Source organism: Sorangium sp. So ce385, assembly GCF_051474135.1.
In the GTDB taxonomy this organism is placed as follows: domain Bacteria; phylum Myxococcota_A; class Polyangia; order Polyangiales; family Polyangiaceae; genus Sorangium; species Sorangium cellulosum_D.
In genome coordinates this window covers 11,525,033-11,549,426 of the sequence record NZ_CP150337.1, presented here as the reverse complement: position 1 = coordinate 11,549,426, position 24,394 = coordinate 11,525,033, and the positions used below count along the sequence as shown (strand labels likewise).

The 24,394-nt window shown below is 71.3% G+C and carries 19 protein-coding genes; 5 read left to right on the top strand and 14 right to left on the bottom strand.

Annotation, left to right across the window (positions count from 1 at the left end; translation table 11 throughout):
• Positions 1-28: 28 nt before the first annotated feature.
• The 8 genes from nusB to WME83_RS42175 form a co-directional block, all read right to left on the bottom strand.
• Complete coding sequence (nusB, locus tag WME83_RS42210) at positions 29-451, bottom strand: transcription antitermination factor NusB (RefSeq protein ID WP_020740334.1); 423 nt, start codon at positions 449-451, stop codon at positions 29-31.
• 16 nt (positions 452-467) lie between these two features.
• Positions 468-977 carry a 6,7-dimethyl-8-ribityllumazine synthase gene (gene ribH / locus WME83_RS42205; protein ID WP_437315362.1) on the bottom strand — a complete coding sequence of 170 codons (510 nt, stop codon included), beginning with the start codon at positions 975-977 and terminating at the stop codon, positions 468-470.
• A 109-nt stretch (positions 978-1,086) separates the two neighbouring features.
• Positions 1,087-2,355 (bottom strand): 3,4-dihydroxy-2-butanone-4-phosphate synthase, encoded by a 1,269-nt coding sequence (ribB, locus tag WME83_RS42200; RefSeq protein ID WP_437315361.1) that lies wholly within the window; start codon positions 2,353-2,355, stop codon positions 1,087-1,089.
• Entirely contained in the window at positions 2,312-3,055 is a 744-nt protein-coding gene (locus WME83_RS42195) for a riboflavin synthase (RefSeq protein ID WP_437315360.1), read from the bottom strand. Before WME83_RS42195 ends, ribB begins: the two co-directional genes overlap by 44 nt.
• A gap of 17 nt (positions 3,056-3,072) precedes the next feature.
• Entirely contained in the window at positions 3,073-3,435 is a 363-nt protein-coding gene (locus WME83_RS42190) for a PilZ domain-containing protein (RefSeq protein WP_437315359.1), read from the bottom strand.
• A 6-nt stretch (positions 3,436-3,441) separates the two neighbouring features.
• Positions 3,442-6,177, bottom strand: coding sequence for an Rne/Rng family ribonuclease (locus WME83_RS42185; RefSeq protein ID WP_437315358.1), 2,736 nt, complete (start codon positions 6,175-6,177; stop codon positions 3,442-3,444).
• Positions 6,178-7,055: 878 nt separating this feature from the next.
• A complete protein-coding gene (locus WME83_RS42180; protein ID WP_437315357.1) occupies positions 7,056-7,601 on the bottom strand; it encodes a hypothetical protein in 546 nt (181 codons plus the stop codon).
• Between the two features lie 321 nt (positions 7,602-7,922).
• Positions 7,923-9,488 carry an acyl-CoA carboxylase subunit beta gene (locus tag WME83_RS42175; RefSeq protein WP_437315356.1) on the bottom strand — a complete coding sequence of 522 codons (1,566 nt, stop codon included), beginning with the start codon at positions 9,486-9,488 and terminating at the stop codon, positions 7,923-7,925.
• 783 nt (positions 9,489-10,271) lie between these two features.
• Here WME83_RS42175 and WME83_RS42170 point away from each other — a divergent pair.
• A complete protein-coding gene (locus tag WME83_RS42170) occupies positions 10,272-13,022 on the top strand; it encodes a protein kinase domain-containing protein (protein ID WP_437315355.1) in 2,751 nt (916 codons plus the stop codon).
• A 9-nt stretch (positions 13,023-13,031) separates the two neighbouring features.
• On the opposite strand, the gene WME83_RS42165 is transcribed toward WME83_RS42170, so the two are convergent.
• The 3 genes from WME83_RS42165 to pyrH form a co-directional block, all read right to left on the bottom strand.
• A complete protein-coding gene (locus tag WME83_RS42165) occupies positions 13,032-14,267 on the bottom strand; it encodes a KamA family radical SAM protein (protein ID WP_437315354.1) in 1,236 nt (411 codons plus the stop codon).
• Entirely contained in the window at positions 14,254-15,315 is a 1,062-nt protein-coding gene (locus WME83_RS42160; RefSeq protein WP_437315353.1) for a peptidylprolyl isomerase, read from the bottom strand. Before WME83_RS42160 ends, WME83_RS42165 begins: the two co-directional genes overlap by 14 nt.
• Before the next feature lie 131 nt (positions 15,316-15,446).
• Positions 15,447-16,208: a UMP kinase gene (gene pyrH, locus WME83_RS42155; protein ID WP_437315352.1), complete on the bottom strand. Its 762-nt coding sequence runs from the start codon at positions 16,206-16,208 to the stop codon at positions 15,447-15,449.
• 150 nt (positions 16,209-16,358) lie between these two features.
• On the opposite strand from pyrH, the gene rpoZ reads away from it, so the two are divergent.
• Both rpoZ and WME83_RS42145 read left to right on the top strand, forming a co-directional pair.
• Positions 16,359-16,601: a DNA-directed RNA polymerase subunit omega gene (gene rpoZ / locus WME83_RS42150; protein ID WP_044966694.1), complete on the top strand. Its 243-nt coding sequence runs from the start codon at positions 16,359-16,361 to the stop codon at positions 16,599-16,601.
• 141 nt (positions 16,602-16,742) lie between these two features.
• Positions 16,743-17,576, top strand: a complete 834-nt coding sequence (locus WME83_RS42145) for a class I SAM-dependent methyltransferase (protein WP_437315351.1) — start codon at positions 16,743-16,745, stop codon at positions 17,574-17,576.
• A gap of 180 nt (positions 17,577-17,756) precedes the next feature.
• Here WME83_RS42145 and WME83_RS42140 read toward each other — a convergent pair whose 3' ends face one another.
• Entirely contained in the window at positions 17,757-18,494 is a 738-nt protein-coding gene (locus tag WME83_RS42140; protein WP_020740319.1) for a metallophosphoesterase family protein, read from the bottom strand.
• Positions 18,495-19,065: 571 nt separating this feature from the next.
• On the opposite strand from WME83_RS42140, the gene WME83_RS42135 reads away from it, so the two are divergent.
• Together WME83_RS42135 and tssM are read left to right on the top strand one after the other, a co-directional pair.
• Complete coding sequence (locus WME83_RS42135; protein ID WP_437315350.1) at positions 19,066-19,563, top strand: hypothetical protein; 498 nt, start codon at positions 19,066-19,068, stop codon at positions 19,561-19,563.
• A 123-nt stretch (positions 19,564-19,686) separates the two neighbouring features.
• Complete coding sequence (tssM, locus tag WME83_RS42130) at positions 19,687-22,599, top strand: type VI secretion system membrane subunit TssM (RefSeq protein WP_437315349.1); 2,913 nt, start codon at positions 19,687-19,689, stop codon at positions 22,597-22,599.
• A gap of 15 nt (positions 22,600-22,614) precedes the next feature.
• On the opposite strand, the gene rimI is transcribed toward tssM, so the two are convergent.
• Positions 22,615-23,139: a ribosomal protein S18-alanine N-acetyltransferase gene (rimI, locus tag WME83_RS42125; RefSeq protein ID WP_437315348.1), complete on the bottom strand. Its 525-nt coding sequence runs from the start codon at positions 23,137-23,139 to the stop codon at positions 22,615-22,617.
• Positions 23,136-24,332: a vWA domain-containing protein gene (locus WME83_RS42120; protein WP_437315347.1), complete on the bottom strand. Its 1,197-nt coding sequence runs from the start codon at positions 24,330-24,332 to the stop codon at positions 23,136-23,138. The genes rimI and WME83_RS42120 overlap by 4 nt, the downstream gene beginning before the upstream one ends.
• Positions 24,333-24,394: the final 62 nt, after the last annotated feature.

Below are 24,394 nucleotides of genomic sequence, written 5' to 3'. Positions count from 1 at the left end.
GGCCACGGCGCTCGGCGGGCCGCGGCGCTCAGCGATCCCGGTCGATGCGGCCGAGGTTCTCGGCGACCCGGTCGAGCACGCCGTTCACGAAGGCGCCGCTCTCCTCGCTGCCGTAGCGCTTCGCGAGCTCGACCGCCTCGTCGAGGATGACCGCGCGCGGCACCTCCGGGTGCTTCATGAGCTCCCACGCGCCGAGCCGGAGCACGTTGCGGTCGACCCGCGCCATCCGCTCGAGGCGCCAGTTCGTGCTCGCCTTGCGGATCGCCTCGTCCACGGCCGCGAGGTCCTTGGCGACGCCGTGCACCACCTCGTCCGCGTAGGCGCGCCCCTCCGGATCTCCCGGCGTCTCGCGCCAGAAGGTCGCGACGACGCGGGACGCCGGGTTCCCGCCGGCCTCCAACGCGAACAGCATCTGCAAGGCCGCCTCGCGGCCGGTCGAACGCGCACCCATCGCTCAGAACCTTCGTCTACAGGCCGGCGGCGTCCAGCGACGCGCCGAGCGAGAGCATCTCGATCGCGCTGACCGCGGCCTCCCAGCCCTTATTGCCATGCTTCGTGCCGGCGCGCTCGATCGCCTGCTCGATCGAGTCGGTCGTGAGGACCCCGAACGCGACCGGCACCCCGGTCTGGAGCGACACCGTCGCGATCCCCTTCGTGACCTCGGCCGCCACGTAGTCGAAATGCGGCGTCGAGCCCCGGATCACGGCGCCCAGGGTGATGATCGCGTCGACGCTCTTCTTGTGCGCGAGCCGCCCCACGATGGTGGGCGTCTCCCACGCGCCCGGGACGCGCACGATGGAGGTCCGCTCGAGCGCGCCGCCGTGCCGCGCGATGGCGTCGAGCGCGCCCTCGACCAGGCGGTCGACGATGAAGTGGTTGAAGCGGCTCGCCACGACCGCGATGCGCGCCCCCGGCGGGACCACCAGGTTGCCTTCGATCACCCTCGCCTGTGCCTGCCCGATCGCTTGATCTGCCATCCGCCGTTCCTCTCTCTCGCCGCGCTCGGCGCGCGGCCTTCGCGCTCGCGATCCTCGTCCGAGCGCCCCTGCTCTCCGCGCGACCCGGCGCGCCAGCGCACCTCGCGCGTCAGGCCTCGCCCTTCATCGACACGAGCGGCACCCGCTCGGTCACGGTGAGCCCGAACCCGGTGATCCCGACGATCTTTGGCTGGCTGTTCGTGAGGAGCCGGATCTGGTGCACCCCGAGGTCCGCCAGGACCTGCGCGCCGAGGCCGAACTCCCGCAGCGTCGACGGTTGCTGCGCCCGCACGATGGGGGCGCTCTCGTCGGGGCCGGGGCCCTTCAGCTGCTCCAGCTCGCGGCCCAGGTCCCCTCGCGACGGGATGTAGACGACCACGCCGACGCCGGCGCCCTCGATCGCGAGCAGCGCCTCGCGCAGGTTCGAGCCGCCGTCGAAGGGCGTCGAGCTAAAGAGGTCCGCGACGGTCGAGCCGGAGTGCACGCGGCAGAGGATGGGCTCCTGCGTCGCGACCACGCCCTTCGTGAGCGCGAGGAACTGCCGCTGCTCGTTGATCACCTCGTAGACGTACGCGGTCCACTCGGTGCCCGTGAGGTCGAGCCGCAGCGTCCGGTCGCTCACGCGCCGGACCAGCCGCTCCGTCTGGAGCCGGTACTGGATGAGGTCCGCGACCGTCACGATCAGCAGGCCGTGCTTCGCGGCGAACACCTCGAGGTCCGGCATGCGGGCCATGCTGCCGTCGTCGTTCATGATCTCGCAGATCACGCCCGCCGGCCGCAGCCCGGCGAGCCGCGCGAGGTCCACGGACCCCTCGGTCTGGCCCGTCCGCACGAGCACGCCCCCGCGGCGCGCCTTCAGCGGGAACACGTGCCCCGGCGTGACGAGATCCTCGGGCCTCGCGTCGCGCGCGCTCGCGACCCGGATCGTGTGCGCCCGATCGGCGGCGCTGATCCCGGTCGTCACCCCGGTGCGCGCCTCGATGCTCACGGTGAAGGCGGTGCCGAGCGGCGGCCCGTTGCGCCCGGGCGCCGACATCATCGGCAGCTCGAGGCGCGCGACCTGCTCCTCGTCGAGGGCGAGGCAGATGAGGCCGCGCCCGTGCATCGCCATGAAGTTGATCGCCTCGGGGGTCACCGCCTCCGCCGCCATGCAGAGGTCGCCCTCGTTCTCGCGATCCTCGTCGTCGACCAGGATCACCATCTTGCCCGCGCGGATGTGGTCCAGCGCGGTGTTCACGCGGTCGAGCACCGCCTTGTCGATGGTCAGCCGGTGAGGCATCGGACCCCCGGAGGTCATGTCGTGGTCGAGCTTGCCGCTCGAGGATGACAGGGCCTCACCAGAATCCCCCCGCGCGCAGCTTTGCGAGGAGTCGTTCATCGTGATCCGCATTCTCTCCCGTATTTCCACGCTCTTCGCCGCGCTCGGCAGAGGCATCGCCCTCGCGCGCGTCCCTGCTCGAGAGGCTCTGCAGGCCGGCGATCGACGCGACCTGGAGCGTCCGCGCCACGTAGCGCGCGAGCACGTCAACTTCAAGGTTGACGGCCGCGCCGGGGCGGAGCTCGCCGAGGAGAGTCCGGTCGATGGTGTGCGGCACCAGCATCACGTCGAACCACGTCTCCGCGGAGCCCGGCGTGGACACGGCGTTGAGCGTGAGGCTCGCGCCGTCGACGGCGATCGAGCCCTTGGGAGCGAGGAACGGCGCGAGATCGGTCGGCGCGCTCACCCGCATGCGGAGCGCGTCGCCGGCGCGCGACTGCTCGACGACGCGGCCGATCCCGTCGACGTGGCCCAGCACCACGTGCCCGCCCATGCGGGCGCCGAGCGGCATCGCCCGCTCGAGGTGGACGCGCGCGCCGACCGTGAGCGCGCCGAGCGTGGTGCGGGCGAGGGTCTCGGAGGACATGTCGCACTCGAACCCGCCGGGCGCGATGCGATCGACGGTGAGGCAGGCGCCGTTCACGCTCACCGACTCGCCGAGCGTCAGCGGCCCGAGGCTCGCCTCGATGAGCGCGCGGGCCACGGCGCCGCCGCTCCGGCGGCGGAGGACCCCGATCGTCTCGACAAGCCCGGTGAACATCGCCGAAAGCCCTCTGCCTATTCCTTCGAGGCGCGGTGCCCCTGGCTCGTCAGGAGCTTGTCGATGAGCCCCTGCGAGTAGCTCGACAGCTCGGTGAAGACGACCCCCATGCCCTGCGGATCGTCGTGCACGCGCACGACCTCGCCGACGCCCTCGATCGTCTCGATGTCGTCCATGATCACGGTGAACCGGAGGTTCACCTTGGTGCCGACGGCGAGCGGCGTCTTCGACCGCACGAACACGCCGGTGCGCGAGATGTTCGTCACGTACTCGTTGATGAACGCGTCATAGGACTCGAACTCCTTGTTGATGGTGACGCGCTCTTCCTTGCGTCCCGTCTTCGCGTCGATGCTCTCCGGAGAACCCTGATCGTCCGCCATGGCGCCTTACCTGCCTTGCAGATCGAACTGCTCGAGGTGGTACTCCTTCCGGGGCACGAGATCGATCCGGCGCTGGAACAGCCGCTCCGCCTCCTGCACGGCGATGCGCTCGTCGTTCTTCAGGAGGTCGATCACGGCCGGATGCGCGTTCACCACGACCGAGTAGCCGGGCAGGTTCATCCGCTCGCGCCGTATCTGCCGCAGGATCTCGTAGGCGACGGTCTGCTTCGACTGCAGCTGGCCCGTCCCGTCGCAGTAGAAGCACGGCTCGAGGATCGTGCGCCCGAGGCTCTCGCGCGTCCGCTTCCGGGTCATCTCGATGAGGCCCAGATCGGAGATCCGGTTCAGCGTGGTCTTCGCCTTGTCCTTGGAGAGCAGCTCCTCGAGGCGGCGGCGCACCTTCTCGCGGTTCTGGGCGCGCTCCATGTCGATGAGGTCGAGGATGATCAGCCCGCCGATGTTGCGGAACCTGAGCTGATAGGCGATCTCCTCGACCGCCTCCATGTTCGTGGTCAGGATCGTCTCCTCGAGGTCCTTCGACCCCTTGCCGACGAACCGCCCGGTGTTCACGTCGATCGCGGTGAGCGCCTCGGCCTGATCGATGATCAGGTGCCCGCCCGACGGGAGCGGGACCTTCCGCGACAGCGCGCGCTGGATCTCGTCCTCGATGCCGTACGCGTCGAAGATCGGCTCGGTGCCCTCGTAGAGCTCCACCGCGTCGGCGCGCTCGGGCATGAACATCTCGACGAAGCGCCGCAGCCGGATGTACTCCTCGCGGTCGTCGATGACGATCTTCTCGATGTCGTCGGTGAAGAGGTCGCGGGCGGTCTTCAGCACCAGGTCGAGCTCGGTGTAGAGCACGGCCGGCGCCCTCACGCCGCTCTCGCGCTTCTTCGCCACCTCGCCCCAGAGGCGCACGAGGTAGCCGACGTCGGCCTTGAGCTGCTTCTTCGTGAGGCCCTCGGCGAGCGTGCGCACGATGAGCCCGCCCTGCGGCGGCTTCATCGCCTCGATGGCGTCGCGCAGCCGGGAGCGCTCCTTCTCCGAGCCGATCCGCTTGGAGATCCCGATATGATCGACCGTCGGCAGGTACACGACGTAGCGGCCGGGGAGGGAGATGTGGCTCGTGACCCTGGCGCCCTTCGTCCCGATGGGCTCCTTCGAGACCTGGACGATGACCTCCTGCCCTTCGCGGACGACCTCGCGGATGGGCGTCGATTTCGAGATGCGCGGCGGCTCGTTCTGCCAGCTGCGCGCGCTCTGCTGGCCGCGCGCGGCGCTCTTGCCCTTGCCGTCCCGCGCCTGCTCGCGCCCGCGCTCTCGCGTCCGCTGCTCGCCGCGCCCGCGCTGCTCGCGATCGCGTCCACCCTGCTGTCCACGTCCGCCCCGGTCGCGGCCTTCGCGCCCCTCGCGGCCCTCGCGCGCCTCGCGGCTTTCGCGGCCGTCACGGCCTTCGCGCGCCTCGCGGCTTTCGCGGCCGTCGCGGCCCTCGCGGCTTTCGCGCCCCTCTCGGCTTTCGCGCGCCTCGCGGCCTTCGCGCGCCTCGCGGCCTTCGCGTGGCGCCTCGCGCGCTTCCGTGGCGACGGCCCCCTCGGGCGCGGCGCTGGTCCCTTCGAGATTGGCGCGCCGGTCGCGCGTTCGTCCCGACCGGCGCACGCGCGCCTCGCGCCGCCCGCGCGCGCGCCCGTTGCGCGCCCGCGCTGCCGGCGGCACCTCGTCGCCCGGCGCTTCGGGCGCGGCTTTCGCGACGGCGCCCTCGACGGCTGGCGACGCGCTCGCCTCCTGCTCGGACGGCCACTCGCCGGAAGCTCGCGCAGCGGGCTCCTCGGACGCGATCTCTGCGGGGGCTTCCGTCTCCCCGCGGTCCGCGGCGTCGCTCCGCGCCTCTGGGTGCTCCTCGGCCGCGCTCCACACGTCGGCGGCGTCCTCCGGCGGTGGCGAGGCCGGCTCGACGTCGTAGGCGGGGGTGTCGAGCTCGTCGTCGTCCTCGGCCTCGGCTTCCTCCGGCCCAGCTTCGTCGGGACCTGATTCCTCCGGACCGGCCTCGTCGACGTCGCTGCCGCTGCCTGCCGCGACCAGCTCCTCGTCGTCGTCCTCCGCGCCGTCGTGCTCGTGTCCGCCGTCGAGCTCCGGCTCGTCGTCGGCCTCGTCGAGGGTCACCATCGAACCCACGCCGGCGAACGCCTGGCCGGAGGGGCTTCCGAGCACGTCGAGCGCGGTGGGCAGCTCGATCGGCACGTCGCTCGTTTCATCGAGCGGGCTGTCCGCCTCGAGCGGGCTCTCGGCCTCGAACCCTACATCGGCCCCGAAATCCGCCCCTTCGTGGTGCTCGTGGTGTTCGGCCGCCGCGTCGGGGCCCTCGGGCGCGGCCTCTTCTGCGCCAGATAGCTCGTGAACCTCGCTTTCTTCAGGCCCGGGCGCCTCGCTGGCGCGCGCGGCGCGGCCTCGGGAGGAGGCGCGCTCCTCTTCGGCAGGACGGCGGTGCCCAGCCAGGTATGCCTCGAAGTCGTCGGGCCGGATGAGGTCCTCGACGTGCAGGAAGGCGGCTCGCTCGAGCCCCACGTCGATGAACGCGGCCTGCATCCCGGGCAAAACGCGGCTGACCTTGCCGAGGTAGATGTTTCCGAGCGTCCCCTTGGAGCTCTCCCGCTCGAGATGCAGCTCAGCGATGATCCCATTTTCGATCAGCGCGACGCGTGTCTCGCGGATGTCCACATTGATGACGAGAAGGTTCTTTCCCATGTCGGATGCCGCACATCGGCGGCGCCGCCAAGCGTTACCACGGGTTGCCCGAGCCATGAAGGCGCAACCCGGCGCGCGCTGCGCGATTGAGGACGTCGGGGGGGCGCAGGTCGCCGAGGTGGGCCGGCCGCCAGCACGTGAGCTACCTCGCGTATCCGCGGCCGCGCCCCGAGGCGCGGGGGCGGCTGTGGCCGGCCCGGGGAGCGGCGGCGTCTGAGGGCCGGACCGCGTACGGGCGCCGGCTGAGGCGCCGGCGGTGGGGGGAAGGGGGGCCCAACCTGGGGGGGCCCAACCTGGGACGGGGGGCCCAACCTGGGACGGGGGGCCCAACCCGGGACGGCGGTGCCCCCAACCTGGGACGGGGGGCCCAACCTGGGACGGGGGGCCCAACCCGGGACGGCGGTGCCCCCAACCTGGGACGGGGGGCCCAACCTGGGACGGGGGGCCCAACCCGGGACGGCGGTGCCCCCAACCTGGGACGGGGGGCCCAACCTGGGACGGGGGGCCCAACCCGGGACGGCGGTGCCCCCAACCTGGGACGGCACCCAACCCGGGACGGCGGTGCCCCCACCCGGACCGGCGCCTCAACCCCGGACGGTATTCCAGCAGCGAGTGCCCGGCTCTTGCGCGGCCTCCGACCGCCCCCGTCCTCTCGTCCCCCCGGCCCCCCACCGGCGCCGCCGTTCCGCGCCGCATGTTCCCGGCCGGCCCAGGCGACCCCCGCGCCTCGCGCGCCCGTCTCGCGAATGCAGCCGCAGCAGATTCCACGCAGGCCGCAGAGCCCGCCCGACGTCCGCCGCGCCGGCGAGCCAACAAAAGGCCGAAGGGGGCGGCCATCGGACGCCCCCTTCGGAGATGACCTGCTGCTGGTCAGCGCCTCACATCGCGCACAGCGGCTCTTCCGATGCACCGCAGTTCTGGGCGCACTGCTCGCAAACAATGCACTTGGTGAAGGCGTCGTACGCCTCCACCCCGGCCTCGTTCTCCGTGCGGCACTCGTCGATGCACGTGGCCGGATCTTCCTCGTCCGAGCAACGATCGACGCATTTCACCAGGTCAAAACATCCCATATCGGTATCATCGTCCACGCAGGCGTCGATGAACTCTTTGCATGCGCCGTCGGCGGCGCACTTGTAGCAGCCCGTCCCGTCTTCGTTCCTGCACTGGTCCGTCGTGTCATCACACGTCGGGGTCCCTGTCGAGGAAGAGCTCGTGGTGCTCGCGCCTCCGTCGCCGCCCGAGCCGCCGCCGCCGGCGTCGCCGCCGTTGCCGCCGTTGCCGCCGTTGCCGCCGCTGGCGCCGGAGCCGCCGCTCCCGTTGCTGCTGCTGGTGGTGCCGTTGTTCGGCGGGTCGGTGTTGTCGTCACCGCACGCCACGAGGGCGCAACCGGAAATCAAAAACGCAGCGAATACCCAAGATTTCATGCTCAATACCTCCACAGAACCCAACCGACCCCTCGTTCGTATACTCGGCGACCCCCCAACGCTCGGTATGCCCGCCAAACCACCCGTCCTCCTGCAACCGGCCCCCGGGCGCGCTTGTGCAGATCGTTGGTCAGAGAGAAGCATCGCGCGTGGAGAGCAAAGAAAAACAGCCACGCAAGTTGTTTTTACACGCTTGGGATCGGCGGCGCAACGGCGTCGCTCGATCCGGCTCCCTCCTTCCCAGGCGTTCTAAGCGGTTTTGCAGGCCGATCTCTCGCTGAGCGAGGCTCTCGTGGGGCTCCCCGCCGCCCCAAAATTCTACTAAAGCGGGATGTTTCCGTGTTTCTTCGCTGGGTTCCTGTCCCGCTTGTCGCGCAGGAGGTCGAGGGCTCGCGCCAGCCGAATGCGGAGCATGCGCGGGTAGATCACCTCGTCGATGAAGCCGAGCTCGGCCGCCCTGTACGGGCTCGTGAACTTCGTTTTGTAGTCCTCGACGAGGCGCGCGCGGGCGGCGGCCGGGTCCGCCGCCTGCTGGATCTCCTTGCCGTAGACGATGTTCACCGCGCCCTCCGGGCCCATGAGCGCGATCTCGGCCGTCGGGAAGGCGAGGTTGTAATCGGCCCGGATGTGCTTGGACGCCATCACGTCGTAAGCGCCGCCGTAGGCCTTGCGCGTGATCACCGTGATCTTGGGCACCGTGGCCTCGGCGAACGCATAGAGCAGCTTCGCTCCATGAGAGATGATCCCCCCATATTCCTGGTCGAGCCCCGGGAGGAAGCCGGGGACGTCCACGAGCGTGACGAGCGGGACATTGAAGCAGTCGCACAACCGGACGAAGCGCGCCGCCTTGATGCTGGCCTTGATGTCCAGGCAGCCGGCGAGCACCTGGGGCTGGTTCGCGACCACCCCGACGGGCGCGCCCCCGATCCGGGCGAGCCCGACCACGATGTTCTGCGCATAGCGCGCGTGGATCTCGAGGAAGCGGCCGTCGTCGACCACGGCGCGCACGAGCTGCTTGACGTCGTACGGCCCCGACGGCTCGATCGGGATCATCGTGTCGAGCTCCGGCACCTCCCGGTCGACGGGATCGACCGCGGCGCGGCGCGGCGGAGCCTCGGTGTTGTTCGAGGGCAAGAACGAGAGCAGCTCGCGGACCTGCGCGAGCGCCGACCGGTCGTCGGGTGCGGTGAGGTGGCATACGCCGCTCCTGGCGGCGTGGGCGGCGGCGCCGCCGAGGTCTTCCTCGGTGACGTCCTCGTTGGTCACCGCCTTGATGAGCTCGGGGCCGTTGACGAACATGGTGCTCGTCCGCTCGCTCATCAGGATGAGGTCGGTGATGGCGGGCGAGTAGACGGCGCCGCCGACGCACGGCCCGAGGATCGCGCTGATCTGGGGGACGACCCCGCTCGCGAGCGTGTTGCGGAGGAAGATGTCGGCGTACCCGGCGAGCGACTCGATGCCCTCCTGAACCCGCGCGCCGCCCGAGTCGTTCAGCGCGACGACGGGGGCGCCCACCTTCATCGCGAGGTCCATCACCTTGCAGATCTTCGAGGCGTACGCGCCGGAGAGCGAGCCATCGAACACGGTGAAGTCCTGCGCGAACACCACGACCTTGCGCCCGTCGACGAGCCCCCAGCCGGTCACGACGCCGTCGCCGAGGACCTTCCGCTCGTCCATGCCGAAGTCGGCGCACCGGTGGACCACGAACCGATCGATCTCGACGAACGACCCTGGATCGAGGAGCAGGTCGATGCGTTCCCGCGCGGAGAGCTTGCCGGCCTCGTGCTGCTTGGCGACGCGATCCTTCCCGCCCCCGTCGAGCGCGCGGCGGTTCATCTCGTCGAGACGAGCGAGCGCCGGACGCGGCAGGGCCGTCGAATCAGCCATACCGCGCCCTACCACGGCTCCCCCCGGGGATCGAAAGCCCGTCGCGCGGCGGCGGGCCAGCGCGGCGGCGGGCCAGCGCGGCGGCGCGGGCATGAGGGCGGAGCGGCGGGAGGGCGCGACGGCGGCCGGACGGCGCCGCGGGGGACGGGCCCACCCGCTGGTACGACAACGACGACAATGGGCGAGATCGTCGGAATCGTGCCCGACGTGCGGGAGGTGCGCGCCGGCGGCAAGCACGCGAGGGGCGGGGCACGAGGCGCGAGCCGTGGAGACGCGCGGGACATGCGACGAAAAATGACCGGGCCCGGGCGCCATCCGCCCTACTCTCTTGCACAGGCGAGGGGACACCACGTAACCTGGGCAGCGCTCATTTATCGCTGGTAAATGCAGGAATTTCCGACACATAGAGTCTCTGAGGCCCGGGGCGCGCGGGCGGCCATCGCCGCTCCGGCCCTGCCGCGTCGCGACTTCCAACGGGGCAGCTCGGGCTGGCGCGGCAGCAGAGCGGTCGCCTGCCACGGCGGCTGACGTGCGCCGCCTCCTGGGACGCGCACCGAGCGGCGGCGCCGGCAGCCCTGCATCCGCCGCGGGAGCGCCGCGCCCTCGCTGCGCGCGCCGCCTTGCGCTCGGCGGTCCCAGCGTGGCCTTCCGCCTCGCGTCGCGCGGTGAGATCGTTTCGGACGAGAGGTCGCTCGAGTGAAGCTCGCTCAGACTCGCGAGGCTCGTGCCCTGGCCGTCGCCGCCGTGGCGCGAGGGCTCATCGAGCCCAACGCCCTTTGGGACATGGCCTGCCGATGGACCCTCGGCGGCGTGTCGACGCCCCAGGAGCTCTTCGAGGGGATCCTGACGCCGGAGCAGCTGGCGGCGCTGCCGGAGCTGCTCGCGCAGGAGGGGCGCAGCCCGGCCGCCGGACGCGCCCTCGCGCCGCAGCACGAGGCGCGCAGCCCGGCCGCCGCGCGTGCCCTCGCGCCGCAGCAGGAGGCGCGCAGCCCGGCCGCCGCGCGCGCCCTCGCGCCGCAGGTCGAGGATCTGGACGCGCTGCGCTTCGACACGCAGCGCGAGATCGATCTGCCGGGAGAGGAGGTCGTGGCCGATTTCCCGACGCTCGCGACCTCCGCCACGCGCGCCGTGAACGCCGGCGGCAGCCGCTACGAGGTCGGCGAGGCGCTCGGGGCGGGGGGCGCCGGGAAGGTGGTGAAGGCGCGCGACCGGGAGATCGGGCGCGTGGTGGCGCTGAAGACGCTGAAGCCCGGGGCCGAGGCGGACTCCGCGGTGGGCAACCGCTTCCTGACCGAGGCGCGCATCACAGCCCAGCTCGAGCACCCGAACATCATCCCGGTCTACGACCTGGGCACGCTGCCGAACGGCCAGCCCTACTACTCGATGCGGGTCGTCAAGCGGCAGAGCCTGCAAAATGTGCTGACGAACCCCGAGCTCCGCAAGCAGTGGCCGCTCGTCCGGCTCATCGGCGCGTTCGTGCAGATCTCGCGGGCGCTCGCCTACGCGCACCGGCGAGGCGTCGCGCACCGCGACATCAAGCCGGAGAACGTGCTGCTCGGCGACTACGGCGAGGTGTACCTGGGCGACTGGGGCAACGCGAAGCTGCTCTCGAGGGCGGAGGTGAGCGAGCCGATCACCATCGACCCGAGCGGGCAGGACTTCGGCCGGAAGCGGCACGAGGCGGTCGCGAGCGCGCTCTCGGGCACGCCCGGGTACATCGCGCCGGAGCAGATCCGGGGGGATCAGAAGCGGATCGATCACCGCGCGGACATCTTCGCGCTCGGCGTGGTGCTCTACGAGATCCTCACCGGCGAGCACCCGTTCGACGCGCCGACCGTGCTCGCCGTGATCCTCGCGACGCAGACGCGCGACCCCAAGCCGCCGCGCTCGATCTCGCCGAGCTGCCCGCTCTTGCTCGAGGACCTCTGCCTGGCGATGCTCGCGAAGGACCCCGATCAGCGGCCGCCGACCGCCGACCGCGTCGCGGCGGAGGCCGAGGCGTTCCTCGAGGGCGCCAAGGAGCGGATGCGCCGCCGCGAAGAGGCGATCAAGCTCTGCGAGCTCGCCAAGGCCCCGCTCGAGCGCGACCGGCGGCTCGACAGCGAGCGCGAGCGGCTCGTCGAGGAGGCGCGGCGGCTGCTCAAGGACGTGAAGGAGTACGAGCCGATCGAGCGCAAGCGGTCCGGCTGGCAGCTCGAGGACAGGGCGGCCGGGGTCGAGCGCGAGCAGGCGCGCGCCGCGGCCGAGGCGATCGACCTCTACACGAAGGCGCTGGCGTACGATCCGGATCTGGTCGAGGCGCGCGCCGGGCTCGCGGACCTCTACTGGTCGCGCGCGGTGCGGGCGGACCAGGAGCACCAGCACGCGGCGCGCATCTACCACGAGGCGCTCGTCGCGGAGTTCGACGTGGGCCGCTACGCCGCGCTGCTCACCGCCGACGCGGTCCTCTCGGTCGACTCGTCGCCGTCGGGCGCGAGCGTCCTCGCGTACCGGTACGTCGAGAAGGATCGCATCCTGGTCGCGAGCGACGAGCGCGCCCTCGGCCGCACCCCGCTCCGCGAGGTGCACCTCAAGCCGGGCAGCTACCTCTTCGTCCTGAAGCGCGCCGGCTACCGGGACGTGCGTTACCCGCTGCTGCTCAAGCGGGGCACCCACCACCGCGTCGAGCTGAACCTCTACACCGACGCGGAGATCGGCGAGGGGTTCGTCTACATCCCCGGGGGGACGTTCATCGCCGGCGGCGACGCGCAGGCCTACGATCCGCTCCGCCGCGCCGAGCTCCACGTCCCCGACGTCGCGATCGCGAAGTTCCCGGTCACCTTCCGCGAGTACTGCGAGTTCTTGAACGAGCTCGAGACGCGCGATCTCGATCTCGCGCTCAAGCGCGCGCCGCACGGGACGCGCGGCTCCGAGGGCTACGTCGCGCGGCCGGCCAGCGGCGGCGGGTGGGAGCCGCTGCCCACCGTGGTCGAGGGCGACGCGCAGAAGCGCTTCCCGGCCGAGGAGGGGCACCTCTGGAACCTGCCCGTCATCCTCATCGACTGGTTCGACGCCGTGGCCTACTGCCGCTTCCGGAGCGAGCGAGACGGGCTCGAGGTCCGCCTCCCCACCGAGCTCGAATGGGAGAAGGCGGCGCGCGGGACCGACGGACGGTTCTACCCGTGGGGGGACCATTTCGATCCCACCTTCTGCCTGATGCGCTCGTCGCGGCCTTTCCTCGCGCAGCCGGAGCCGGTCGGGACGTTCCCCATCGACACCTCGCCCTACGGCGTGCGCGACATGGCGGGCGGCGTGCGCGAGTGGGTCGCCGACGTGAACGGCGAGAAATCGTGGGCGGAGACGTCGCATGAGATCGAGTCGACCGCCGACGCCGGCAGCGACGCGCCGCCGTGGCGCATCGCCCGCTCCGGGAGCTGGGCCGCGGACTCGCAGCAGTGCAGGAGCGCGTCGCGCACCCGCTTCTTCGGGATCACGCGGGCCCTGAACCTGTCGTTCCGGATCGCGAAGCCGCTCTCGCGCGGCCCGGGTCGCTGAGCGGGCGGCTCAGCCGCCGGGCTGCGGCGGGGGGTCGACGTACTCGACCTCGACGCCGCGGTGGGTGCGGAGCACCGTGCGCCCGGGCCGGCGATCGACGACGTAGTCGGGGCCGACGGGCACCTTGCCCATCCCGCCCGGGGTATCGACGATCAGCTTCGGCAGCGCGATGCCGGTGAGCCGTCCCTGGAGCTGCTCCATGAGGGAGATGCCGGTCGCGAGCGGGGTGCGCAGGTGCGCGGTGCCGCGCACGGGGTCCATCTGGAGCAGGTAGTACGGGCGCACGCGCCAGCGCACGAGCCCCCGGAAGAGCGCGGCCAGCGTCGTCGCGTCGTCGTTGATGCCGCGCAGCAGCACCGTCTGGTTCATCACGGGGAAGCCGTTGTCCACGAGCCGCTTGCAGGCGCGCTCGGCGGCGGGCGTGAGCTCCTTCGGGTGGTTGAAGTGCGTCATCACCCAGAGCGGATGGTGCGGCCTGAGCGCGCGCACGAGCTCCGCGGTGATGCGCTGAGGCAGCGTGACCGGCACGCGCGTGGCGATGCGGATCGTCTCCACGCTCGGGATCTGCCGCAGCCGGGCGATCAGCCGCACGACGCGGTCCGTCGAGACCGCGAGGGGATCGCCGCCGCTCACGATGACGTCGCGCACCTCCGGGTGCGCCTCGAGGTAGGCCATGGCCGGCGCGAGGCGCTCGAGCGCCACCGCGCCGCCGCCGTCGCCGACCATGCGCGAGCGGGTGCAGAACCGGCAGTACACCGCGCAGCGATCGGTCGCGAGCAGCAGCGCGCGATCCGGGTACCGCTGCACGAGGTGCGGCGCGACCTCGTGCGCGACCTCGCCGAGAGGATCGACCAGATCTCCGGGCACCTCGGCGGCCTCGTCGGCGAGCGGCACGCACTGACGGCGGATCGGGCACGCGGGGTCGCCTTTGTCGCAGAGGCTCAGGTAATACGGGGTGACGCGGATGGGCAGCCCGGCCTTCTCGGCGCGCCGCGCGCCCGCGAGCTCCTCCGGCGTGAGCGACAGCGCCCGGTGCAGCTCCTCGGCGCTCGAGAGCGCGTGGCGCAGCTGCCATGTCCAGTCGCTCTGCCGCGCCTTGGCGCGGGCCGGCCGCGCGCCCTGCTGACCGTCCGCGGCGGGCGCCGCGGGGCGCGACGACGGCGCGACGGCGAGGGCGCCCGCGCCGTCGTCGCTGGGCCGCCGGGTGAGCTGCGTCGGGGCGACGAGCGCGCTACTTGCCCGCATCGCTCGACGGGGGCGCGGCGCCGCCGGCCGGCTCCGGCTGCGGCGCGCTGGGCTTCGCGGGATCGGGCTGCGGCGCGCCCCCGGGCTGCGTGAGCTGCTGCGGCAGCTTCACCGAGGAGAGCGCCGCGTCGTTGATCTCGACGGGGAACTTCTTCCGCAGCTCGTCCTCGAGGGCGCGCTCCTGCTCCTGCATCTTCTGCTGGAGGAGCGCGACGCGGATCGAGCGCTCGGCCTCCGCGAGCGCGCGCCGGTGCCCGCCCGTGAGCCCGCTCAGGCGGACGATGTAGAACCGGCCGTCGGCCTCGACGAGCTCGTCGCTGACGGCCCCCACGCTGGCGATCCGGAAGACGGCCGCGCGGACCGGCTCCGGGACCTGCGGGTGGGCGCCGCGCGGATCGCCGGGCGGGCTGACGATGCCGAGCTCGCCCGCGAGGTCGAGCGGCGGCGCCTTGCTCTTGTCCTTCGGCGCGCCGAGCGAGTGCTTGAGGAAGAGCTCTCCCCACGCGCTGCTGCTCGCGGCCTTCTGCGCTTCCTTGAGGACCTTCTCCCCGAGCGCCCTGTCGCCGACCACGATGGCGGAGACGCGCCTTCGCTCGGGCTCGCTGAACTTGTCGGCGTTCGCCTCGTAGTACGCGCGCACCTCGGACGCCGGGATGTCGGCCGGCGCGGGCAGGCCCTTGCGCGCCTGGGCGATCATCGCCTCGCGGAGGATCTGCCGGATCGCGTCCTCGACCGCGGCCTCCTTGTCGAGGCCGCGGCGCTTCGCTTCCAGCGCGAGCAGCTCCGCGTCGACGATCTCGCTGAGCAGCTCGCGGCGCCGCTCCTTCGTCTGGTAGCGGAGCCTATCGAACTGATCCATCCGCTCCAGCGTCCTGCCGAAGTCGCCGAGGGTGATCACCCGGTCGCCGACCTTCGCGAGCACGCGCGCCGACTGCTCGGCGCTGAGCCCGAGGACCGGCTCCCCCGCGTCCGCCGGGACCTGGAGGGCGGGCTCGTCGCAGCCCGCGACGAGCGCGGCGAGCGACATGGCGAGCAGGGGGCGGCGCACCGGAGCTCGGATCATTGCTGGCTCGGGGTCTAGCACGGTTTCCTCGCGGCTCGAGGGCGCGCCGGCCTGGCTCGCGCCGGCGGGCGCCTCGGCCCGTCGCCCGCGGCGGTGCGGGGCGATCGAGCGCGCGCTCAGTCGACGATCGTGCCGATCTCCTCGCCCCTGCACACGCGGAGGATGTTGCCGCGGGTCATGAGCTTGAACACCCGGATCGGCATCTTGTTCTCGCGGCAGAGGGTGACCGCGGTCGAGTCCATGACCCCGATCCTGTCCGCGAGGAAGCGGTCGTAGCTCAGGTGCGCGAACATCTGCGCGCCCTCGTGGCGCACGGGATCGCGGTCGTAGATGCCCTCGACCTTGGTGGCCTTGAACAGCGCCTGCGCCTGGATCTCCATCGCCCGCAGCGCCGCCGCCGTGTCGGTCGAGAAGAACGGGTTGCCCGTGCCCGCGGCGAAGATGACGATGCTGCCCTTCTCCAGGTGACGCATCGCCCTGCGGCGGATGTACGGCTCGGCGACCTGCCGGATCTCGATCGCGGTCATGACGCGCGTCGGCACGCCCGTCTTCTCGAGCGCGTCCTGCAGGGCGAGCGCGTTGATGACGGTGGCGAGCATGCCCATGTAGTCGCTCTGGGAGCGGTCCATGCCCGCGCTCGCGCCCTTCAGCCCGCGGAAGATGTTGCCTCCGCCCACGACGATCCCGATCTGCACCCCCATCCGCTGGAGCTCGGCGATCTCGCCGGCGACGTGGTGGAGCGTCTCGGGGCGTATGCCGAACCCGCCTTCTTCGCCGCAGAGCGCCTCGCCGCTCAGCTTGAGGACGATGCGACGGTATTTCAGCCCTGGGACCGGACGGGGGGGAGGGGGGAGGAGGGAATCCTGCTCAGCGGCCACGGGGGCACCTCGTAGCCGGGACCTGCGTCGAGGGCAACGAGCAACGTATGCCGCCGACGGGCGAGCGGCGCGGCAGCGCGCCCGGCGCAGAGCCGCCGAGCGGCATGTACCTTGCGCTGGCCGGAGCAGGGCGCTACTCTCGCCCCCCCTATGGCGCGTGTGACTGTGGAAGACTGCCTCGAGCGCGAGGAAAACCGTTTTGCTCTCGTCGTGCTTGCGGCCAACCGGACGCGGCAGCTCATGAAGGGCTCGGACGCCCTCGTGAAGACGAAGAACAAGCCTGCCGTGACCAGCCTTCGGGAGATCGCGGCGGGCAAGGTGCACTTCCACCGGAGCTCTCACGAGGTCGTGTCCGAGTGGCTCCAGCAGATGAACGCTGGCGGCCAGCGCTGAGGGCGCATCGGGCGCGCGTGCTCTCATGACGCACGCCTCCGTCGGCCCGGCATCTCGGCGCGCTCCCGCCCGAGTGCCAGCGCTGCGCTCGATCCGTTGCTTCCCATGAAAGGTGCGGCCACGCCCCGGTCGAGGCGGTCTTTGCGCTCCGGCCAGGATCGCGATCCGGAGCTCGAGGCGGGGACGTCGGCCCACTACGAGGACCCGGCGTACTACGCGAAGACGTACGCGCGTCGGCAGGACGACGTCCGCTACTACGTCGATCTCTCCGTGGCGTCCGGCGGGCCGGTGCTCGAGTACGGCTGCGGCAACGGGCGGATCACGCTGCCCGTCGCGAGGGCAGGGGTCCGGATCACGGGCGTGGATCTGTCGGCGCCGATGCTCGGCGATCTGCGCGCGCTGCTCGGTCGGGAGCCGCGCGGCGTCTCCTCTCGCGTGAGCGTCCGGCGGGCGGACATGCGGGCGCTGCGGCTCGGGCGCCGCTTTCCGCTCGTGATCTGCCCCTTCAACGCGTTCTTGCACCTGTACACGCGCGCGGACGTCGAGCGCTTCCTCGCGCGGGCGCGCGAGCACCTGACGCCGCGGGGCGAGCTCGTCTTCGATGTGTCCATGCCCGAGCCGGCCGAGCTCGCGCGCGATCCGGATCGCGCCTACGCCACGCCGCGCTTCCGGTATCCCGAGAAGGACGGCCCTGGCACGGTCGTCCGGTACACGGAGCGCTTCGACTACGACAAGGTCCGGCAGATCCTGTTCGTGTCCATGGAGTTTTCGCCCGTCGACGGCGGCGAGCGCTGGATGACGCCGCTCGCCCATCGTCAGTTCTATCCGCAGGAGCTCGAGGCCTTGCTCCACTACAACGGCTTCGAGATCACGGCGCTCCGCAGCGACTTCTCCGCAGCGCCGCCCGACAACCAGACGAGCATGCTGCTCTATCACTGCCGTCCCCGGCGCTCCGTTCGCCCCGGCCGCGCTTAGGCGCCGAGCGGCCGCGACGCTGACGCGTCGTCAGCGGGAAGACCAGGACCGCAGGTCAGCGAAGGCCACGCGCGATCCCGCCTCGCGGAGGCGCCGGGTCGCCATCGCACGAGCGCGCGATGGGAGGCGGCGGCTCGCGGCTGCCAGCTCGCGCGCCGCGCGCGGATCCGCGAGGCGCTCTCAGACCCCGATGTAGAGCCGGTGGGCGAAGTTGCGCTCGAGCTTGGCGCGCAGCACCTTCTCCGCCGCCGTCTCGATGTCGTACTCGACGCGCTTGAACTCGAAGCGCTTCGTCTCGCTGTCGTAGATCGTGTAGCTCGCGCGGTTGTCGTAGTCCCGCGGCTGTCCGACCGACCCGACGCTCACGATGTACTTGCGCCCCTGCTCGAGCTGGAAGTCCACCGCCGGGAGCTCCTCCACGCTGTTCGGCGTGAGCGCGAACACCTTGCAGAGGTGGGAGTGGCCGATCAGCGTGATGTGGCCGAGCTCGTTCCACATGGGGAGGCACTCGCGCGCCTGCTCGGGGGCGAAGATGTACTCGAACTCCTCGAGCCGGACGGGCGATCCGTGGCAGAGGTCGACGTTGATGTCCGTCAACTTCTCCTGGTACGTCAGGCTCCGGAGCCACGCGGCGTTCTCGGAGGAGAGCATCGCAGCGTGCGTGTCGAGCGCCTGCCGGGCAGCCTCGTAGTAGTACGAGTAGTCCATCCGACCTGCGACGGCCGCGTCGTGGTTGCCGAGGATCGTCTTCTTGGCCACCTTCCGGACGAGGTCGGCGCATTCGTTCGGCGAGCCGCCGTAGCCGACCGTATCCCCCAGGCAGTAATAGACGTCGATGCGCTCGTGGCGGTAGGACTCGAGCACAGCGCTGAGCGCCTCGTAGTTGGCGTGCGTATCGCTGAAGATCCCGAGTCTCATTTCGACGCGAGGGCGGAGCTTAGCACGATGGCCTCGACTTCCGTTAGGAATTCAAACCCGAATCCACGGCCGGGCTGATCAGGGCGGGGGCTCGGGGCGACCGGCTTTCCGGAGCAGCTTCGCCGGCCCATGCTTCCGCTGCGCCGGCGCTTCCCTTCGAGGCGGAGCTTCGAGGTGGAGCGAGGGCCGGCCACGTTCCATCCCGACGATTCGCCCGACGATTCGACCCGACGACCCCGGCCCGACGACCCCGACAATCCCGAAGCCTCGGGAGCTGTCCGGACCGTTGCGACCACCGAGCCTGCGGAGGCGCTTGCTGAGTCGCTCCGAGCACGACCACGTTGACGAGCGGCCACCCGCACCGGAGAAGGATAGCGTGGAGCCCATGGATACCAAACAGAACGGTGCAGGGTCCTCTCCGATTTCTCTGGAGCGGTCGGCCGAGCCTGCTCCGTCCGCTGCAGCTGTCGCGCCGCCGCCGCCCGCCGTGGAGGATCTCGCCGAGGGGTGCGTGAGGTTTGTGGAGCGCGCTCTCGGTGTACGGCTTGACTATCGGCCGGAGACTCTGCCCGTGCTCGACCACTACCTGGAGCAGGCGCGTGGGGCGACGTCGGAGAGGGTCGAGGCGCTGCCGGTGGTCGCTCACATGGCGGGCGTGTACTTCGGCGAGGTCATCCGGCGCCGGCACGCGTCGTGGTGGCGCATGGACGGCGAGGACCCGACCTACTGGCAGCTGGAGTTCGAGTCGGTCTACCTCGCGTTCAGCCCGGTGCTCTTCGTCCGGGAGACGCTCACGCGCGGTCGCGCCGCCGAGGCCGCGCGGGACCTGGCCGAGGACTCGCTGAGTGGCGATCCGGCGGCGCTCGAGCTGGAGGAGGAGGACCGCGAGGCGGTCGCCGAAAGGCTCGCGGAGCTGCCGCAGGTCTCCGAGGACGAGTACTACGCCCCGTCGACGCGGCTCGAGGTGATCGACATCGCCGTGGACGCGATCCGCTCGCGCCGGCTCGCGGCCGGCGAGGAGACGGACGCCGCGCTCGAGCCGGGCGACTACGAGCGCGGCGACGACTGATCCCGGCGCGGCCGCGCGCGAGCGCCGCTCGCGCGCGGGGCGGCGTCGCGACGCGCTCCGCCGATCGCCTCGCTGCGCGTCGGACGTGCTCCGGAGGCGGCGACCGGTGATATCGTCGCCATCGTGTTGTGGGTCCTCTTCGGGCTGTTGCTCCTCATCTCGTGGGCGGCGTACTTCACGTTCGGGCTGTCCACCGCGGTCCCGATCGCGGCGAGCGTCGTCGTCGCGCTCTCCGCGGTCGCGCTCTTCGTGTACCGCCGCGTCAAGGCGGGCCGCGCCGCGTCTGCCCTGGAGCGGGCGATCGTCCAGCAGGGGGCGCAGCAGGCGCTCAACGCGCGGCCCGAGCGGCGCGCCGAGATCCAGGAGCTCCAGCGGCAGGTCCAGGGCGGCATCAGCGCGCTGAAGAGCTCGAAGCTCGGCAAGGGCAAGAAGCACGGCAGCGCCGCGCTCTACTCGCTGCCCTGGTACGTCATCATCGGCCCGCCGGGGGCGGGGAAGACGACGGCGCTGAAGCACTCCGGCCTGGTCTTCCCCTACGCGCACCCGAGCAACGGCGGCGGCGTACGCGGCGTCGGCGGGACGCGAAACTGCGACTGGTGGTTCACCAACGAGGCGATCCTCCTCGACACCGCGGGGCGCTACACGACCGAGCAGGACGACCACGAGGAGTGGATCGCGTTCCTGCAGATGCTCCTCAAGCACCGCGCCCGCCGCCCGCTCAACGGCATCCTCGTCGCCGTCAGCGTGACGGACCTCATCGACGCGAGCGAGCAGCACATCGAGCAGATGGGGAAGAAGCTCCGGGCGCGCATCGATGAGGTCATGACGCAGCTCCACATGGTGCTGCCCGTCTACCTCCTGTTCACCAAGTGCGATCTCATCGCGGGCTTCTCGGAGTTCTTCGGCGACATGCGCAAGAGCGACCGCGCCCAGGCGTGGGGGGCGACGCTCAAGCTGAGCGCGGACAAGGCCGACCCGGGGAGGCTCTTCGACGCCGAGTTCGACGCCCTCGCGAAGCAGATCCACGGCCGCGCGCTGAAGCGGCTCGTCATGGAGCGCAGCCGGGAGGTGCGCGAGCGCGTCTACCAGTTCCCGCTCGAGTTCTCGGGCATCCGCCGGAACCTCTCCGATCTGGTCTCGACCGTCTTCATGGTCAACGCCTTCCAGGGCACGCCCATCTTCCGCGGCTTCTACTTCACGAGCGGCACGCAAGAGGGCAGGCCGCTCGACCGGGTGCTCCAGCGCATGGGCCAGGCGATGGGGATCCGCACGCACGAGGCGGCGGCTCAGCAGAACGTGGAGTCGAAGAGCTACTTCCTCCACGACGTGTTCATGAACGTCGTCTTCCCGGACGGGGACATCGCCGCGAGGAGCGCGAGCGAGATCCGGCGCCAGCGCATCGTGCGCGGCGCGATCAGCGCGGCGGCCGCGGCCCTCGGGGTCATCCTCGCGATCCCGAGCGTGGTGTCGTTCGGCAACAACCGCGAGTTCCTGCGCGGGGTCGAGGCCGACGCGCGCGCCGTCAGCGCGCTCCGGTGGGAGGACACGCGGCCGCTCTCGGACAAGCTCGCCGCGCTCAGGCCCGCGCTGGATCGGCTGCAAGAGATCGACAGGGCGCGCGAGGAGGGGCCGCCGGACGGGATGGGCTGGACGATGTTCCAGGGCGAGACGGTCTACCCCCCGCTCTTGCACGTCTACGTCGCGAGCCTCCAGAACGGCTTCGTGATCCCGTGCAAGCAGCGGCTCGAGGACCGCCTCAAGCTCGCGAAGGGAGAGCATTACCTGCGCGAGCGGAACGACCTCAAGCTGTACCTGATGCTGAGCGACGTCGAGCACCTCGACATCAACTGGGCCAAGGACAGGTTCACCTCGCTCTGGGCCGAGGTGCTCCGGCCGACGTCGAACCTCAACGAGAGCGACCTGAAGAAGCAGCTCGAGCCGCACGTCAGGTACTACCTGTCGCTCATCAAGCAGAAGAGGGTCACGCCCGTCGCGCCCAAGGCGGAGCTGGTCGCGAGCGTGCGCGCGACGCTGCAGGCCGTGCCGGTGCGGAAGCGCTACTACGACTTCTTCGTCAACTCGATCATCGAGGAGAAGTACGACGAGACGGGCGACAACAGCCGCGCGAACCGCAAGTACCCGCCGCTCACGCTGGCCGACATGTTCGCCGATCGCCCCGACGTGCTGAAGGTCATCAGCAGCAAGCAATTCGCGAAGGAGAAGCGCTGGAAAGAGGTCGACGGTCCGTACACCGAGAGGGGGCACTTCGAGGTGCTCGACAAGATCAGCCAAGGCGCCGATCTCTTGAGGGCAGAAGAGTGGGTCGTGCCGCTCTCGCCCGGAGAGAGCGCCGCGATCGACAAGGACCTGGACGGCCTCGCGGCCGACTACGACGCCCGCTACATCGCGCAGTGGACCGACTGGATGGCGGACCTGACCGTGCGGATGCCGGCCAACCTCAAGGAGGCGAAGGAGCTCTACATGGAGCTCGCCAAGCCGGACTACCCGTACCTCCGCATCCTCCGCGCGCTCGAGGACAACACGCAATGGAAGCGGGATCGCAGCGCGATCGAGGACTCGGGCTTGCTCAAGCTCGGCAAGCAGCGCGTCGAGCGGAAGATCGAGCAGAAGACGAGGCTCAAGGTCCCCATCGACGTAAAGCTCATCCGGAACCGCCCGAGCCCGGTCCCGGACGAGTTCAAGCGGACCGTCGAGTTCGGCGTTCCCGCTGCGCCGAGCGGCTCCGCGCCCATCACGGACACGCCGCTGGCGAGGTACATCTCGCTGCTCAGCTCCCTCCGCGACGAGATCCAGCGGCTCGAGGACGTGAACCCCAACGTCGACGCGCGCCTCATGGCGGAGCGGCTGGTCGAGGCGATACGGCAGGCGGACGCGCTCCTCCAGCCCTTCGACGAGCGGGCCAAGACGCTGCTCCGGCCGCTCTTGCTGACCCCGCTCCAGGTGGTGGCCGCGCGGCTGCCGCCGCTCTCGGCCACCTCCCGCTTCCCCGCGGCGTCGGCACCTGCGCAGCGCTGAGCGGCGCGACGCCGATCAGACCTCGATGCGGATCTCGTCGCGGCCTGGCTGCACCGCGCCGGTCGCGGGGTCGAACGTGAGGATCATCTCGACCGCGTCCTCGCCGTTGTCGCTGTAGTACCGGGGGCGCACGCCCATCGCCGTGAAGCCGAGCTTCCGGTAGAGCCGGATCGCCGCCCGATTGGAGCGGCGCACCTCGAGCAGGACCAGCCGCACGCGCTGCTCCTGCGCGTACTCGAGCGAGCGGCGCATCAGCGCCGTCGCGAGCCCGCACCGCCGCGCGGTCGGGCAGGTGGCGACGTTGAGCACGTGCAGCTCGTCGGCCACGTGCCACGCGATGAGGAAGGCGAGCGCGCGCCGCTCCTCGCGCGCGACCCAGCACCGCGTCCAAGGGCGGCGCAGCTCCTCTCGCGCGGAGAACTGCGGCACGTCGAAGGCCGCGGACGCGACCGCGTCGATCTCGTCGAGCGCGGCGTCGTCCGCGGACTCGGCCGTCAGCTGGATCAGCGTGGGCGCGCTCTTCGCCGCGTCGCGCCTCACCTCGCCACCTCCGTGGGGCAGCCGGAGACGATCTGCACCTGCCCGACCCGCCCGCTCTTGAGCTTCTGGCACGCGTCCCCGAGGAGCTCGACGACCGCGGGCGAGCTCCAGCGCCAGCCGTCCTCCGGGTCGTACGGGACCAGCTCCTGGTCCAGGTAGACGTTGGTCTGCCCGTCGTCGGGCGGCGGGTCGACGAGGTCGAACTCGCAAGAGACGACGATGCTGGCGATCCTCGAGAGGACGGTGCCGAGCGTGTCGAGGTCGTCCACCTTGAAATAGAAGGGGCTCACGAACTGCGCCGTGCCGCCGGCGAGCGCCATCTGGTCGAGGACGTCGCCGTAGAACTCGCTCCCCGGGATGCCGACGACGTAGACCTCGATCCCGCTCGCCGCGAGCCGCTCGATCGCGGCGACCGTATCGCCGCGGTCGAGGCACCCTCCTGGTCCCGAGAGCCCTGAAGGCGTGCAGCAGTTCTCCTGGGGGCACTGTTGCTCGATGTTGGCGATGCACTCCTCGGCGCCGCACGTCGCGGCGCTGTTGCAGTTCGGGCCGCCGTCGGTCGCGAGCACGACGATCGTCTTGCCCGGGAGCTCCACGAGGCTCGGCGTGAGCGCCGCGAGCGTCGCCGCGGTAGGCGTCCCGCCGAGCGGTTCGACGCGCGTCGCCGAGCGGAACCTCGAGGTCGTCGTGGCGCCTTCCTGCGAGGCGGCGAAGGGATCTCCCGGCGTGACGGGGAACACCTCGCCGCCGGGCTTGCACGGCGCATCGGAGGTCGCGTCGAGCGGGAACACGGCGGCGCCGACGTTGATCAGCGGGCCCAGGTTGCGCACGAGGTCGACCGCAGCCTCGCGCACCCGGTCGTAGCGGGTCGCGCGCGACGAGGCAGGGCTGAGCATGCTGCCCGACGCGTCGAGGACGAAGTAGAGGTTCGGCGCCTCGGCGATCGTCACCTCGTGGATCTGATTGCCGCAGAGCCCACCCGCGTCCACGGGCGGCGGCCCGCTCGAGCCCCCGGGGCCGGGGTCGAACTCGTCCTCCGGCTCCTGCGCGCCCTGGCCTCCGCCGTTGCGTGGACGCTGCTCCTGGCCTTCGTCCTCGCAGGCGGAGAGCGCCGCGCCGCCGAGCGCGAACGCGGCCGCGAGGCCGCAGAGCATGCCGTAGACGCCGGCGCGCTGCTTCACGGCCGTCTTCATGGAGAGCAGCGTATCACGCCCGTTCGCACCGGCAGCGCCGGCGCGGGCGGCGAGCGCCGCCG